At 40.2% G+C, this 17,035-nt stretch carries 5 protein-coding genes; all 5 read left to right on the forward strand.

Going from position 1 to position 17,035, the window contains the following annotated elements; translation table 11 throughout:
• Window positions 1-25 precede the first annotated feature (25 nt).
• The gene (locus F6K23_RS28815; RefSeq protein ID WP_293162132.1) at window positions 26-988 is read left to right on the forward strand and encodes an acyl-CoA desaturase; all 963 of its coding nucleotides are present in this window, start codon (window positions 26-28) and stop codon (window positions 986-988) included.
• A 174-nt stretch (window positions 989-1,162) separates the two neighbouring features.
• A complete protein-coding gene (locus tag F6K23_RS28820; RefSeq protein ID WP_293162134.1) occupies window positions 1,163-1,465 on the forward strand; it encodes an acyl carrier protein in 303 nt (100 codons plus the stop codon).
• 518 nt (window positions 1,466-1,983) lie between these two features.
• A complete protein-coding gene (locus F6K23_RS28825; protein WP_293162136.1) occupies window positions 1,984-3,939 on the forward strand; it encodes a hypothetical protein in 1,956 nt (651 codons plus the stop codon).
• 130 nt (window positions 3,940-4,069) lie between these two features.
• On the forward strand, window positions 4,070-10,747 hold the full coding sequence (locus tag F6K23_RS28830) for a type I polyketide synthase (RefSeq protein WP_293162138.1): 6,678 nt from the start codon (window positions 4,070-4,072) through the stop codon (window positions 10,745-10,747).
• 2 nt (window positions 10,748-10,749) lie between these two features.
• The coding region (locus F6K23_RS28835) for a non-ribosomal peptide synthetase (RefSeq protein WP_293162140.1) at window positions 10,750-17,035 on the forward strand (6,286 nt) is incomplete at its 3' end.

Consider the following 17,035-nt stretch of genomic DNA (forward strand, 5'->3'; position numbering starts at 1 on the left):
ACCTATCCATAAAGGAAAAAGTTTGATGTCAACTCAAATAGACGTGACCCAAAAATCTGTCCAGACAGCTAAGGCTCAAAAGTCAAAAACCATATCAAATGACTATATAAAAGGTCTACAAAAGAAACACTTTCTACTATACAATGTAATACCAGCTATAGGCACAGTAATAGCGATCGCCTCACTATGGTGGCATCCGATCAGTAGTGTAGAAATAGGATTACTAATCGGGATGTGGGCATTAAGTATGGTCGGAATGAGTATCGGTCTGCATCGCTACTTTGCCCATCGCGCCTTCAAAACCAGCGAACCAATCAGAGCAATCTTAGCAATATTAGGGTGTATGGGTGCTCAAGGTCCAGTAGTATCATGGGTAGCAGTACATCGTCGCCACCACGAATGCAGCGATCTACCAGGAGACCCCCATTCACCAAACCTAGAGGAAGGAGAAGGAATATTAGGAACCTTACTAGGTCTATGGCACGCCCATGTAGGTTGGCTCACAAACCACGAGTATCCTAACCCTATGTTTTATGCACCAGAATTGATGCGAGACAAAACTATTAGCAAAATTAATCGCTACTATATGCTGTGGATAGTATTAGGTCTGCTGATACCAACAATATTAGGATCAGTAATTCATGGCTCCTGGATAGGAGCTGTAGAAGGATTTCTGTGGGGTGGACTGGTAAGGATGTTTGTAGTAGATAACTCAATCCTGAGCATTAACTCATTTTCTCATGCCTTTGGCACCCATCCATTCGATAGTAAAGACAAGAGCAAAAACAACATTTGGGTAGCAATTCCCACCTTCGGAGAATCTTGGCAAAATAATCACCACACATTTGAAACCTCAGCAGCTCTGGGCTTAAAATGGTGGCAAATAGATTTGGGTTACTGCCTATTATGGGTAATGGAAAAATTAGGCTTAGTATGGGATGTGAAACTACCAACAGAAAAAATGCTCCAAGCAAAAAAACTAGCTTAAATAATCAGAGCCAATATCAAGCTATAATTATCTGATATTGCAGGTAAATCATCAAAAAAAAAGCAATGAAAAAAGATATTTCTAGCAAAGGCTCTGAATAATTTTTCATGTTTGATTAAAGGTTCAAAAAACACCAAAAACATTATAAAGATAGGAATTTCCCATCTATAAAATATGGAAAACGTAACAGTAGAAAACAAAAACCTAACTTTAGCCGTAACTCAGGGCAGTACAGAAAAAAAGAAACCCACAGTAGATGAAGTTCAAGAGTGGTTGATTTCTTATTTATCACAACTATTAGATATAGAACTAGAAGAAATATCAACCAGCACTTCCTTTGCTCGTTACGGTTTAGATTCCTCCGCATCAATCCTTTTAACCAACGATTTAGGTGATTGGTTAGGAAAAGAAATAGACCCAACAATTGTCTATAGTTATCCAACAATTGAGGTTATGGCCGAACATTTTGGGGCATAGACATTGTAGAAGGCTACCAGTTAGTGTAGAGGAGTATCTAAATATTATCCCTCCCTAAAATCAGCAAAGGATATGTGTAGTTGATGGCTGAAGGGTAATAGCTTTTCGGGAAGTCTGACTGGGAAAAAACATATAGAGAAATTACAGTGCTTTTCGGCGTTGGTAATTGATGGTATAATTTATTGTTTGGGGCTAGTAACGGTAGCACCCCTTTACCTACCCTGACAACTGCTAGCGGGCAACTACGGAGGAATTCCCTCTACAAGTTTCATCTTTATGCCCGCTTTTCATTTAAGTAGACTACAAAATTATTTTTGTTAAGGGAGCAGGGAATAGGTAGTAGGAGAATGATTAGGAGCCATGTAAAAATAAGTTGTACGAATTTTATCTGGGATAAATTGTGAAATATAACTTGCATCAAAAAAAACTGTTGAGGTTATTTTTACATGAGTCCTTAAGTCACTGCAGTTATCTATTTGAAAACAAATATAAATTAAGAGGCAGTAAAGCTAAATATTATGATATTCGAAGTAGAAGTATGTATAATCGGTTTAGGATTTAGTGCAGTACCACTGATTAGAGAATTACAGCGCACAGGCACAGAGTTTAAAATCATTTCCGATGAAACAAATAGTGTATGGGATGGTTTGAGTAAAAGTAACCGTTTAGATTTCGATTTAGTATCCAGTTATCTAACTAGCTTTTATTCATTTGATTTGGTAAAGAATTTTGTAGAAGACTATTATCCTACATCAAAGCAATTTTATGGAATGCACCAGAGATGGCGAAAGGTATATGAAAATCAAATAATAAGGGATAGGGTGACGAGAATAGATAATTTCAAAGATCACAGTTTGATTTTTACAAAATCTGGCCAAACACTGAAAGCCAAACACACGATCTGTTCCACAGGGTTTAGTCGCGCTGTACACGCCACTATTAATGAAATTGATTACAGTGTATCGAACAAAACTTTTGTGTTTGATACGATGGGAGACTCAGTTAATCTAATCATCTCAAAATTGATACCCAATAACAATAAAATTATCATTAGAACGAATGGGTTTAATGCTCGGGATAAAGTAGTACCAGGAGTGGGAACAATATATACATTAGACCAGCTAGAAGGTCATAATTTTAGGTATATGTCCCACGAGCATTACGGATCTGTTATCTATGGTCTACCTTTAGGCTCAAAGAAACCAATTCTAATGGGAGATCAATTTCCTGTGACTGTGCGTGACGATAGTTATATTACAAGTAAATCACGCCCTGCAAGCGGTACAATTGCGATTAAGTACTGGCCAATAGATCAATATGCGGATAAATTTGCTAATAACCTTGAAGAATCTATTTCTGCAGGTTACGTATTGAATGATATCGCAATGTGGCTGCATACAGGTAAGGTTATTGTTGTTCCTAAAGATACCCCAATTAATTTTGAAAATCAAACCATCACTTACGCAGGGATTGAAAGAACTTTCCATCAGTATATAAAAGGGGATGTGGAACAGCCAAGGCTACCAGAAATCATGATGGATGGAAATACTCCCTATAGATATCATTACAGAGATAATTTTATGGGTGTAATCCCCAGAAAACTAAATAATGTCTACTTGATTGGATATACACGTCCTTATACAGGTGGTCTGGCAAATATAATTGAAATGCAAGGGTTGTTAGTTCATAAAATGATAACTCAATCAGAATTTCATCAGAAGATAAACCATAACCTGGACGAGCGTATTGTCGCCTACAATAATCATTATTACGGCACAACTAAACCTCGTAGCTCAGATCACCTGGTATATTTTGGATTTTATACAGATGACCTAGCGAGGTTAATCGGAATTGATTATCAACCTAGCGAAATTACTTCAATAAAAGATCTTATATTTTATTATGCTTTTCCTAATAATGCATTGAAATATCGTATGAAAGGGGAATATGCTGTTGACGGGGTTGAAAACCTGATTGAAAAAATTAATCAAATATATAGTAATTTTATTGGTGTATTTGCATTCTACTGGAAAACGAGCATGATGAATTCAGTTGAGTTGAATGAAATACTAGAACAATTGAGTAGGCAGAATTTCAATGATATGAGGTATAAGGAACCATATACGAAATTCCTGGAAAATTATATTCAAGTCTATCGTAGGGTTAAAAATACAACAGTCGATCAAACTGATGATGGTGAGTGGGGTTTGATGGTAAAGAAGGCTAGTGAAACGAGAGATAGAATTGTGCAAGATTTCAAGGAATCAGGTGACGATCGGCCTGACAAAGATTTGGTTGATTTTCTGATTGATAAGATACTTTTAATCAAGTCTTTAATGAGTTATGAGGGTGAATCAGTTAACGATAGTAGCAAATTAAAAATCCCTTCTGGAAAAGTTGAGGCTGAAGATTTGCAATTTTTATTATCTTTGAGTAGGCCAAAAGATTATGAACTAATGTATTTGAAGCCCTAGAAGATTTTGTAAGTAGTTAGAAAAAAATAATTACACATCACCATAGCTGCCTATAATTCTTGTGTAGTGCTACCAGCAGCTAATGTAATTAACTTTGTAGTGTTACTTCAATTATAAAATTAGTCAAATTATGGATAAAGAACCAATTGCAATTATAGGCATGGGATGCCGTCTTCCAGGAGCCAAAAATCCAGAAGCATTTTGGGAATTATTATGCAATGGTGTAGATGCCATAACAGAAGTACCACCTTCACGATGGAACAAAGAATTATTTTATGACCAAGATGCCACCAAACCAGGGAAAATGAACACAAAGTGGGGTGGCTTTTTAGAACAAGTAGAAGAGTTTGACCCACAGTTTTTTGGTATTTCTCCCCGTGAAACCCAAACAATGGACCCCCAGCAAAGGCTACTGCTAGAGCTAGCTTGGGAAGCATTAGAAGATGCAGGACAACCACCAGCAGAATTAGCAGGTACAGCCACAGGGGTATTCATGGGAGTATCAAGCTTCGACTACTACGAACTCATAGCCCAGAATACCAGTAACTTTACTACCTACACAGGCACTGGTAACTTAAATTGTATCAACGCTAATCGCCTCTCGTACTATTTCGACCTCCAAGGGCCGAGCATGGCAATAGATACCGCCTGTTCCTCATCCCTAGTAGCAGTGCATTTAGCCTGTCAAAGCCTATGGAGCGGAGAATCAACCCTAGCCTTGGTTGGAGGTGTACACATAATGACATCTCCCTGGATGTCAGTGGCCTATTCCCAAGGAGGATTCATGGCTGCTGACGGTAGATGTAAGACTTTCGATGCTAAGGCCGATGGTTATGTGCGTAGTGAGGGTGCAGGGTTAGTAGTACTTAAACCCCTATCTCAAGCTGTAGCAAATGGAGACCAAATATATGCCCTAGTAAAAGGAAGTGCCACTAACCAAGATGGATATAGCAACGGACTAACAGCTCCCAACCCATTAGCACAAGAAGCATTGTTAAAAGCAGCATATAAAAATGCAGGAGTTTCACCAGGAAATGTGCAGTATATAGAAGCCCACGGTACAGGGACAAAACTGGGAGACCCCATGGAGATGAAAGCATTAGGATCAGTGCTATCTACTGACCGTGTTCCTGGGGACTATTGTGCAGTGGGTTCAGCCAAAACTAATATCGGACACTTAGAAGCAGCAGCAGGTATTGCCGGATTAATTAAAGTAGCTCTGTCACTCCACTATCGCCAGATTCCACCAAGTCTGCATTTCACTGAGCCAAATCCTTATATTAAGTTTGATGAAATACCATTACGGGTACAGGAAACTCTGACACCTTGGCCAGAAAAGTCAATGCCCGCAATAGCTGGTGTGAGTTCCTTTGGTTTTGGTGGTAGCAACTCCCATGTAGTTTTGGCAGAAGCGCCTTCTGAAGTTAAAAGTCAAAAGCGAGTGCGTAATTCTGAGGTTTCCTCAGAATGTAAGACGCACTCAAGACAGTCAAAAGTCAAAAGTGAAGAAGAGCTGATCAAACGTCCGCTTCATCTGCTAACCTTGTCAGCTCAAACAGAAACAGCTCTGGAGCAGTTAGTAACAAGTTATGCCCAGCACTTGAATAAACATCCAGAATTAGCAATAGAAGATATTTGTTATACAGCTAATGTGGGGCGATCGCATTTCTCACATCGCTTGGCCATTGTCACTAGCTCTACAAAGCATTTAGAGGAACAATTAAAAGGTGCGGAAATAGGACAAGAAATAACAGGAGTAGTAACAGGTGAAAAGATTGGTCGTAAGCGTCCTAAATTAGCCTTCCTCTTCACAGGTCAAGGGTCCCAGTATGTGAATATGGGAAGAGAACTATATGAAACTCAACCAACTTTCCGTAAAGCCTTAGATCAGTGTGACCAAATTTTACAGCCCCATCTAGAAAGGTCATTATTAGAAGTAATATATCCTCAAGATACACAAAAGTCAAGTTCTTCTTTGTTATTATTAGACCAAACAGGTTCTACTCAACCAGCTCTGTTTGCGATTGAATATGCTTTGGCTAAGTTATGGTCTTCATGGGGGATTAAACCCAGTGTGGTGATGGGTCATAGTGTAGGAGAATATGTAGCAGCTTGTGTAGCAGGAGTATTCAGTTTAGAAGATGGTCTGAAATTAATCGCCATGCGGGGACGGTTAATGCAACAGTTGCCCCCCGGTGGTGAAATGGTATCTGTAATGGCATCAGAATCTCAGGTGAAAGAGGCCATAGGAGAATATAGTTCTAGGGTGGCGATCGCAGCGATAAATGGACCAGAAAGTATAGTAATTTCAGGAGAGAGTGGAGCGATCGCAAATATTTGTAGTAAATTAGAATCCCAAGGAATTAAGACCAAGCAGTTAAAGGTATCCCATGCTTTCCATTCACCATTAATGGAGCCAATGTTGGCAGAATTTGAAGCAGTAGCTAAAGAAATAACTTATAGCCAACCTAAAATACCATTAATATCAAATGTCACTGGTGAAAAGGTGGGTGCAGAAATTACAACTGCTGAATATTGGGTTAGTCATGTGCGACAACCAGTGAGATTTGCCCAGAGTATGAAAACTCTAAATGAGCAAGGATATGAATTATTCTTAGAAATCGGACCAAAACCAATATTGTTAGGTATGGGGCGTCAATGTCTACCAGAAAATATGGGAGAATGGTTGCCATCATTACGACCGGGAGTAGAAGAATGGCAACAGATACTGGAGAGTTTAGGCCAGTTGTATGTCAAAGGGATGAAGGTAAATTGGTCAGAATTTGATCAAGATTATACTGGCCAGAAAGTAGCATTACCCACTTATCCCTTTCAAAGAGAACGACATTGGATAGAAATAGATAACACACAACATAAAAGCAGATATTTGTCAAGAAATACAGGTTCTCATCCATTACTAGGTGAACGCTTCTACTCTGCAATTCAACAGCAACAAATCCAGTTTGAATCCCAACTGAGTGCTTCTGAACCAGTCTACTTGAAGTACCATCGGGTATTTGATCAAGTGATATTTACTGCGGCTGATTATATAGAGATGGTATTAGCTGCTGGTGCGACTCTATTCAAGTCCCCAAAACTGGTGCTAGAAGACTTAGTAATTCAAAGCGCATTAGTTTTAGATGAAGAGAAACTCAAGGGGGTTCAAACAGTTTTAACCCCATTGGAAAATCAAACGTACCAATTTCAGATTTTCAGTACAGATCAAGAAGACAATCAGCAACAGCCTAGTTGGACACTCCACACAGAAGGAAAGCTTAGAGAGCAGCAAATAGATAGTGAACCTACTGTCGCGAACTTAGAAGCCTTGAAAGAAACTTTTCCTCAACAGATAGAGGTAAAAGACCTTTACCAAAAATTTCACACTCGCGGCATTGACTACGGTGTCAGTTTCCAATGTCTTAAGCAGTTGTGGTGTGGGGAAGGCCAAGCTATCGGCGAAATTCAATTGCCAGCAGAACTCGTAAGAGATTTGACCAACTACCAACTACATCCAGTATTTTTAGATGTTGGTATGCAGGTGATTGCTGCTGCTATCGGGGAAGACGAAAGTCAGAATACCTATATGCCAGTAGTAATCGAACGCTTGACAGTATACCGTCGTCCTGATACCAGTCTATGGGCCATGGCATCTGTAGCAATACCACGAAAAGACAACAAAGACAGTTTAAGTGGTCAAATTACCCTCTTGAGTAGCAAAGGAGAGACAATTGCTATAATTGAAGGCTTGCAACTAAAACAAGTCACAAGGGAAGCTTTGCTGGGAAGCAAAGCAGATGAACTCAGCAATTGGTTATATGAAATAGAATGGCGATCGCAACCTCGTTTTGGTCAGCAATTACCACCAGAATACATATTGAGTCCAGGAGAAATATCTCGGAAACTCAACCCTTTAGTATCTAAATTAGTTTCAGAGATTGACTTAAATAGCTACAGTCAATTCTTAAGTCAGTTAGAAGCTTTGAGTATTGATTATATTGTCCAGGCATTTGTAGAAATGAACTGGTTATTCCCAGAGGGAGAAAGTTTTTCTAGTCAATATTTAGCCGAAAAACTAGAAGTTATATCCCAACATAGACGACTGTTTAACCGTCTGTTAGAGATACTGGCAGAAGTAGAAATTATCAAAGGTACAACAGAGGGTTGGGAAGTAATTAAAACTCCAGGGAAAACTAATCCCCAGGAGAAAAATCAGGCATTGCAGAGTCAATACCCTCAAGGCAAGGTGGAACTTACCTTACTAGAGCGTTGTGGCTCTCAACTGAGTGCCGTGTTAAGAGGAACAGCAGACCCACTACAGCTAGTTTTCCCAGAAGGAGATTTAACCACAGCTACCCAACTCTATGAGGAATCATCTGAAGCGCAAGTAATGAATACCCTAGTCCAGCAAGGGATATCCACTGCCTTAGAAAAGTTACCAAAAGACAGAGGAGTAAGGTTATTAGAAATTGGTGCTGGTACTGGAGGAACGACAAGCTTTATTCTACCTCACCTAAATACCCAGCAAACAGAATATGTATTCACCGACCTGGGTAGTTTGTTCACCAGCAAGGCGCAGGAAAAATTCCGGGATTACCCGTTTGTACGCTATCAAGAGCTAGATATAGAAAAAGACCCAACAGCTCAGGGGTTTGAATCTCATCAGTATGATGTGATTGTGGCAGCGAATGTACTGCACGCCACCAGATCTTTGCGTCAGACGTTAGAAAATGTCCGACAACTGCTAGCCCCAGGAGGAATATTAGTATTGTTGGAAAGCACAGCTAATCAACGATGGCTAGATTTGGTATTCGGACTATTAGAAGGATGGTGGAGGTTTGAAGATTTTGATTTACGACTTAAGCATCCTCTACTAGAGAGCTATCAATGGCAGCAACTCCTAAAAGAAAGTAATTTTTCAGAAGTAGTTGTTTTGCCAGGAGTAGAGGGAAATAACCAGGAAGTATTTCCCCAAAGTGTAATTATTGCTCAAGCTTCACCAACCCCATCATCCTTAGCTTTATCCAAACCCGAAGGTTGGTTAATTTTGGCAGATAGACAAGGAGTTGGTGAAAATCTGGCAACTAAAATGCGAAGGCAAGGACAAATCTGCACTTTGGTTAAACCAGGGCAAGAATATCAACAGGTAGAGGCAGAAGAATTTACGATTAATCCTGAAAACCCCGAAGATTTCCAAAAGCTGATTTCCCATGTAATACAGTCAGGGAACTTGCATAGAGTGATTCAATGCTGGAGCTTAGAAACACCAAAAGGTGATTTTACTACAGAAGAACTAACCTCAGCATCCCAGATTGGATGCGGTAGTACCTTGTCCTTAGTGCAGGCATTAGTCAAGACTGAATTATCCCCATCCCCTCATCTCTGGTTAGTTACTCAAGGGGCACAAGCAGTACCAGATAATCATCCTGTGGTGTCAGGCATAGCCCAATCTTCTTTGTGGGGAATGGGAAAGACCATTGCTTCAGAACACCCAGAACTAAAGTGTGTGCGTATAGATTTAGACCCGCAGCAGACCGTTAAAGAGCAAGCAAAAATGCTCATGTCGGAAATCTTGTCAGAGTCTAGAGAAGATGAAGTAGCATTCCGCCAGGAAAATCGTTATGTGGCAAGGTTAGTGCCCTCTCGGCATACCAAAAAAACTATGGACAAACCCTTAACTGTTCGTAAAGATGCTACATACTTAATTGCAGGTGGACTAGGGGGTGTGGGCTTACTTGTGGCTCATTGGTTGGTTGAAAAGGGCGCAAGACATTTGGTGTTAATTGGACGTAGTGGAGTCAAGGAAACTGCTAAAAACCAGTTGCAGGAATTAGAACAAGCTGGTGCCCAGGTAATGGTGGTGCAAGCAGATATATCTAATTTGGAATCACTAACTAAGGTTTGGTCTGAAATTGAACAAAATATGCCACCATTGAAAGGGGTTATTAACAGTGCTGCGGTTGTAGATGATACCCTAATTGAGTCCCATAATTGGCCAAGATTTGTGAAAGTGATGGCTCCTAAGGTTCAAGGTTCTTGGAATCTCCATCTGCTTACTCAAAATCAGTCATTAGACTTTTTTATGCTATTTTCATCTATGGCTTATCTTTTGAGTACAGAAGGTGCTGCTAATTATGCTGCTGCTAATGCCTTTGAGCATACCTTTGCTTACTATCGAAAATCTCTAGGGTTGCCAGCAATAACTATTAACTGGGGGGCTATATTAGGAGTGGGTTTAGAATCTCAGTTAAAAGCAACTGAGAAGTTTCAAAAGCAAGGAAAAGGAATTGAGCCAATTCTACCTCAGAAAGCAGTGGAAGCCATAGAAATATTGTTGGGCAGTAATGCTATAGGCGTGGGAATAGATCCTATAAACTGGTCTCAGTTTATAGAAAAACTGCCTGGAAAAGTGAGTCCACCATTTTTTGAGGATTTAATTGTAAGTCAAACAGAAAAATCAGTTAAGGAGTACCAGCTTTTAGAAAAAATTAAGACCGCATCGACAACAGAAAAAGAAAGTCTATTAGTGGCTCACCTCCAAAGTGAAATTGCTCAGGTGCTAAGGATCAAAGATTCTCAAATAGATATACAACAGCCTCTCAACAAAATGGGAGTTGACTCCTTGATGGCATTAGAACTGCGAAATCGGGTTCAAAGTAAGTTAGAAGTAACGCTCCCAGTTACCAAGTTTATAGCAGGACTTACCATTGCAGATATATCACAGGAATTAAATCAGCAACTAAGCCAAAGTGATATCAAAGAAGAAATTGAAGCTAATAACGTCAAAAATATTAACTGGATAGAGGTGTAATTATGAATTTAGTAGAATTTGTACAAGACCTTTCCATCAAAGGGGTTAAGTTCTTGTGCGATGGGGAAAATTTGCAAATAGGCGATACCCAAGAGGTATTAACTCCAGATCTTATTGCTCAAGTGAAGCAGCATAAAACTGAAATTATACAGCTATTGAGGGAACAGCATGATATTCTCGAAGTCTATCCCTTGTCTTATGGGCAAAAAGCACTGTGGTTTTTGTGGAATTTGGTGCCAGATAGTGGAGCGTATAATATTTCAGTTGCTATCCAGATTAGTTACCCAGTAGATGTAAAAGTTTGGCATCAAGTTTTCCATAAATTCCGGGAACGCCATCCGATTTTATGTAGCACATTTCCCAAGCTAGATATAGAACCGATTCAAAAAGTTAATCAAAATCAAGAGTTAGATTTCTTGGAGATTGATGCTTCTACTTGGAGTCAAGATGAACTACAGGAGAAATTACTCAAGGAACATTATCATCCGTTTACTCTAGATACAGACTCAGTGATGCGAGTCAGGCACTTCACTCGCTCTGAGGGAGAACAGATTCTATTGCTAACCATACATCACATCGCTTGGGATGGTAGGTCAATAGATTTGAGCATGACGGAGTTATCAAAACTTTACCAGATAGAAACTTCTGGTGTAGAAGTTTCCCTTCCTCTGATTGAATACACATACAAAGATTATGTGCGCTGGCAAAAGGAAATGGTTGATAGCACTCAGGGAGAAAAACTTTGGAGCTATTGGCAACAAAAACTGGCTGGGGAGTTACCAGTTTTAAATTTGCCTACAGACAAACCCCGGCCACCAATACAGACCTTTAGGGGAAGTGCCCAATATTGGCGTTTACCTGAAGAACTTAACCAACAACTGAGAAACTTGGCTAAGAAGGAAAATGTAACCCTTTACATGGTTCTTCTGGCAGCTTTTCAAATTCTCCTCTATCGTTATACAGGTCAGGAGGATATCTTAGTTGGTTCTGTAACCTCTGGTCGAAGTCAGGCTGAGTTGGCCTCAGTTGTAGGCTACTTTGTTAATCCAGTTGTGTTTAGGGCAAGTTTGTCGGGAAATGAGAGTTTCCGAGAGTTTCTTACTCAAGTCCGTAATACAGTCTTAGAAGCACTGGAACATCAAGATTATCCATTTGCTTTATTGGTAGAAAGATTACAACCTCAGCGCGATCCAAGTCGTTCTCCAATTTTTCAAGTAGCCTTTGCTTTACTGCAATTCCAGCAATCATCAGAAAATTCAAAATTCTTGCTCAATCAAAGACAAAGTTCAGTGAATTGGGGAGGAATTGAGGTTACACCTCTAACAATGCCTAATCAAGAGGGTCTGTTTGATTTGGATTTGGAAATCATAGAAGATGGCTCATCTTTGGTGGCACGGCTAAAATACTGCACAGATTTGTTTGCAGCTAGCACTATAACTCGGATGTTAGGTCATTTCCAAAGGTTGTTAGAAGGAATTGTAACTAATCCAGAACAGAATTTAGGGCAGTTGCCTTTAATGACAAAGGTAGAAATAGACCAGCTATTAGTAGAGTGGAACAACACGAAAACCGATTACCCAGATGACAAATGTATACACCAGTTATTTGAGGAGCAAGTAGAGAAAACTCCAGATGCAGTAGCAGTAGTATTTGAGGAGCAAAAGCTAACCTATTCGGAATTAAATACTAAAGCCAATCAACTAGCTCATTATTTGCACTCATTGGGAGTAGTTCCAGAAACGCTAGTGGGAATATGTGTAGAGCGTTCAGTAGAGATGGTAGTAGGAATACTTGCCATACTCAAAGCGGGGGGAGCTTATGTGCCATTAGACCCAAATTATCCATCAGAACGTTTAGCTTATATGCTAGCTGATGCAGGAGTGTCAGTATTAGTGACTCAACAGTCATTAATAGCATCCTTGCCAGAAAATCAAGCTCAGGTAGTTTGTTTAGAGCAAGATGGGGAAATAATCAATTCCCTGAGTCAGGAAAATTTAGAGACTGGGGTCAAATCAGAAAATTTGGCCTATGTGATGTACACTTCAGGCTCCACTGGTCAACCCAAAGGAGTAAGTATAATACACCAGGGAGTGGTGCGTTTAGTCAAAGAAACTAACTATGTAGAATTGACTCCTGCCCAAGTGTTTTTACAACTAGCTCCATTCTCATTTGACGCTTCAACCTTTGAGATTTGGGGTAGCTTACTTAATGGTAGTAAGTTAGTGGTAATGTCTCCTGGTACTCCTTCTGTGGAAGCTATAGGAGAAACCATAGAGAAAAATCAAGTGACAACTCTATGGTTGACAGCAGCACTGTTCCAGTTGATGGTGGACGAACAACTAGAAAGATTAAAACCTGTAACTCAACTTTTGGCAGGAGGAGATGTGTTATCGCCATCTCATGTAGAGAAAGTGGTATCTTATCTGCCAGATTGTCAATTAATTAATGGTTACGGTCCAACGGAAAATACAACTTTCAGTTGCTGCTACCAAGTAAAAAAATTGACTCAACAGGTTTCAGTTTCCATTGGTCGCCCTATTAGCAACACTCAGGTTTATATTTTAGACGCCAACCTAGAACCAGTGCCAATAGGAGTAGCAGGAGAACTACACATAGGCGGAGATGGATTAGCAAGAGGTTACCTCAACCGTCCAGAACTCACAGCCGAAAAATTTATCTCTAACCCTTTTGGGCATAACTCAAGATTATATAAAACAGGAGATTTAGCTCGCTACTTACCAGATGGTAATATTGAATTTATTGGTCGCATTGACAATCAAGTAAAAATCCGAGGTTTCCGCATCGAAACAGGGGAAATAGAAGCCACGCTCAATCAACATCCCCAAGTGAAAGAAACAGTAGTATTAGCAAGGGAAGACAACCCAGGAGAAAAACGTTTAGTAGCATACATAGCAAGCAAAGACAACTCTCTGAACAGTAGTGAGTTCCGGCAATTAGTGCAACAGAAATTGCCTGGTTACATGATGCCATCTGCTTTTGTAGTTTTAGAATCTTTACCTTTAACCCCGAGTGGAAAGATTGATCGTAAAGCGTTACCAGCACCAGAAGTAGACTTGATACGAGCAGAAGAGTTCGTGCCACCAAGTACTCCGACAGAGGAGAAAATTGCTAACATATTTGCTTCTGTACTGAAAATACCAGCAGTAAGTATCTATGACAACTTTTTTGAATTGGGTGGACATTCTTTATTAGCAACCAAAGTGGTTTCTCGCCTGCGACAAGTATTAGAAGTAGAACTGCAATTAACAACTATATTTGAAGCACCAACTGTAGCTCAATTGAGTGAGCGCCTTGAGGCAGTCAGCCAAAATAGTAGTCAATCTGTTTCTAAATTACAGCAAGCTAATAAGCAAACAGATGACAAGCGGTTTCAAATCAAATCTGTTGATCGAGAGGGCAACCCCCTGCTATTATCCTATGCCCAACAACGGTTATGGTTTATCGAAAAAACAGGACTAAGTAGCAACGCTTACAACATACCATTCACCCTAAATCTAGTGGGAACATTAGATGAAGTTGCCTTACAAAAAAGTCTAGAGCAAATTATCACTCGCCATGAAACCCTGAGAACCAGCTTTGCCGAAATCAACGGCACACCAGTACAAGTAATTAGACCTCCATTTCAACTAGAACTACCCAAAAAAGACCTAAGTGAGTTAACACCATCTCAACAAGCAACTCAAGTACAACAATTACTTCAAAGAGAAAATGAAAAACTATTTAATATAGAAGTAGACCCCCCGATACGGGGGATGCTTGTGAAACTAGAAGCAGCAAAGTACATACTCCAGGTAACATTACATCACATTGCAGCCGATGGGTGGTCACTGACAGTATTTGCCGAAGAACTATCAGCCCTTTACACCGCAGTAGTGAAAGGCCAACCATCCCCATTGCCAGAGCTACCAATACAATATGTAGACTTTGCAGTTTGGCAAAGGAACTACTTGCAAGGTGAAACCCTCGAAACACAATTGGGTTACTGGAAGCAAAAGCTACAAGAGTTACCCCAACTACAACTACCCACCGACCATCCACGACCCCCAGTAGAAACCTTCAATGGATCAGGTATACCGATAAACATATCAGCAGCACTGACATCAAAAATTCAACAACTGACTCAAAAGCAGGGAGCCACTCTATTTATGACCCTGTTAGCAGCCTTCAAAGTCTTACTATATCGTTACAGTGGTCAAGAAGGTATCGCAGTGGGTTCACCCATAGCCAACCGCAACTACAGTGAAATAGAAGGATTGATTGGTTTCTTTGTGAACTCTCTGGTTATGTACACAGACCTGGGAGGGGAACCAAGTTTCCAAGAGGTATTAAACAGAGTGAAACAGACAGCTTTAGAAGCTTATGCTCACCAAGAACTGCCCTTTGAGAAATTGGTAGAAGAGTTGCAACCAGAACGCTCCCTATCGCAAAATCCTTTATTTAAAGTAGCGTTTGCTGTGCAGCAGGGTGAAGCCATGAGTCCATCCTTCAGTTTGCCGAACTTAGAGTTAGAGTTAGGTCTGGACCAATGGATGGGCGATAGCATGACAGTGCGGATGGACATGGAATTACACCTGTGGCAAGAAGGAGAAGAAATCAAAGGATTTTGTGCCTATAATCGAGACTTGTTTGAGGCAGAAACGATTCAACGGTTACTATTACATTATCAAAACTTGCTATCAGCAGTGGTTGAGACACCAGAGCTGCCAATTAGTCAATTGTCTTTAATGACAGCTCCAGAGCTAGAGCAGATATTGCTGGAATGGAACAACACCACAACAGATTACCCAAAAGACAAATGTATCCATCAGTTATTTGAAGAGCAGGTAGAGAAAACCCCAGATGCAATAGCAGTAGTATTTGAACAACAAAAGCTAACCTACTCAGAATTAAATCGCAAAGCCAATCAACTAGCCCATTACTTGCAAAAATTGGGAGTAGTACCAGAAACTAGAGTGGGAATATGTGTAGATCGTTCAGTAGAGATGGTAATAGGAATACTTGCCATACTCAAAGCAGGAGGAGCTTATGTGCCATTAGACCCGAATTATCCAACTTCGCGTCTCAATTACATGGTAGAAGATGCTCAACTACCCATCATCTTGACTCAAGAAAAATGGCAACATCATCTACCTCAAACAACAACTCAAGTAATATGTCTGGAAGCAGATATACCAAACACAGCAACTTCAGAAAACCTAAAAGTATCAATAACATCAGAGCATCAGGCATACATGATGTATACTTCCGGCTCAACAGGTCTACCCAAGGGAGTGAACATCAGACATCAAGGAGTAGTACGACTGGTAAAAAATACCAACTATATTAACCTCACAGAAAAAGACATATTCCTACAATTAGCACCCATATCCTTTGATGCAGCAACATTTGAAATTTGGGGTAGTCTACTCAACGGAGGAACCCTGGCAGTAATGCCACCCCATCAACCCTCCCTAGGAGAAATAGGAGCAGCAATTAGAGAAAACCAAGTCACAACCCTATGGTTGAGTGCAGGATTATTCCAACTAATGGTAGAAGAGCAACTAGAAAGCTTACTCCCAGTAAAGCAACTATTAGCAGGAGGAGACGTATTATCAGCCACCCATGTGCAGAAAGTAGTAGAAAAACTCCCAGGATGTCAACTAATCAACGGTTACGGTCCCACAGAAAACACCACATTCACCTGCTGTTTCCCAGTTAAAGCTGATAGTAATCTAGAAAAATCAGTCCCCATAGGCAAGCCAATATCCAACACCCAAATATACATCCTGGACTCCCAATTACAACCAGTGCCCATAGGAGTGCTAGGAGAACTTCATATAGGAGGAGATGGTTTAGCAATAGGGTATCACAACCGCCCCGAACTCACAGCCTCCAAATTTATTCCTAATCCCTTTGAAAACTCAAAAATAGCCAAATTATACAAAACAGGAGACTTATGCCGTTATCTAGGTGATGGTCAGATAGAATTTCTAGGTAGAATAGACCATCAAGTAAAAGTGCGAGGATATCGAATAGAAACAGGAGAAATAGAAGCAGTCCTCAGTTCATACCCAGGGGTAAAAGAAACAGTAGTAGTAGCAAGAGAAGATAACCCAGGAGACAAACGCATAGTAGGATACATAGTACCCGAAACTCAAAGTACAACCACCAGCAACCCCGAACTATCAGAAACCCAAGTAGACAGTTGGCAAGACATATTCAACCAACAAATCTACGACCAGCTCAGTGAAGTCACAGACCCTCTATTTAACACTAGAGGATGGATAA

The organism is Okeania sp. SIO2C9, assembly GCF_010672455.1.
In the GTDB taxonomy this organism is placed as follows: domain Bacteria; phylum Cyanobacteriota; class Cyanobacteriia; order Cyanobacteriales; family Microcoleaceae; genus Okeania.

Excerpts from the sequence above, each read along its gene's own strand:
- F6K23_RS28820 (WP_293162134.1), top strand. The coding sequence starts at position 1,163 with ATGGAAAACGTAACAGTAGAAAACAAAAACCTAACTTTAGCCGTAACT.
- F6K23_RS28830 (WP_293162138.1), top strand. The coding sequence starts at position 4,070 with ATGGATAAAGAACCAATTGCAATTATAGGCATGGGATGCCGTCTTCCA.
- F6K23_RS28815 (WP_293162132.1), top strand. The coding sequence starts at position 26 with ATGTCAACTCAAATAGACGTGACCCAAAAATCTGTCCAGACAGCTAAG.
- F6K23_RS28825 (WP_293162136.1), top strand. The coding sequence starts at position 1,984 with ATGATATTCGAAGTAGAAGTATGTATAATCGGTTTAGGATTTAGTGCA.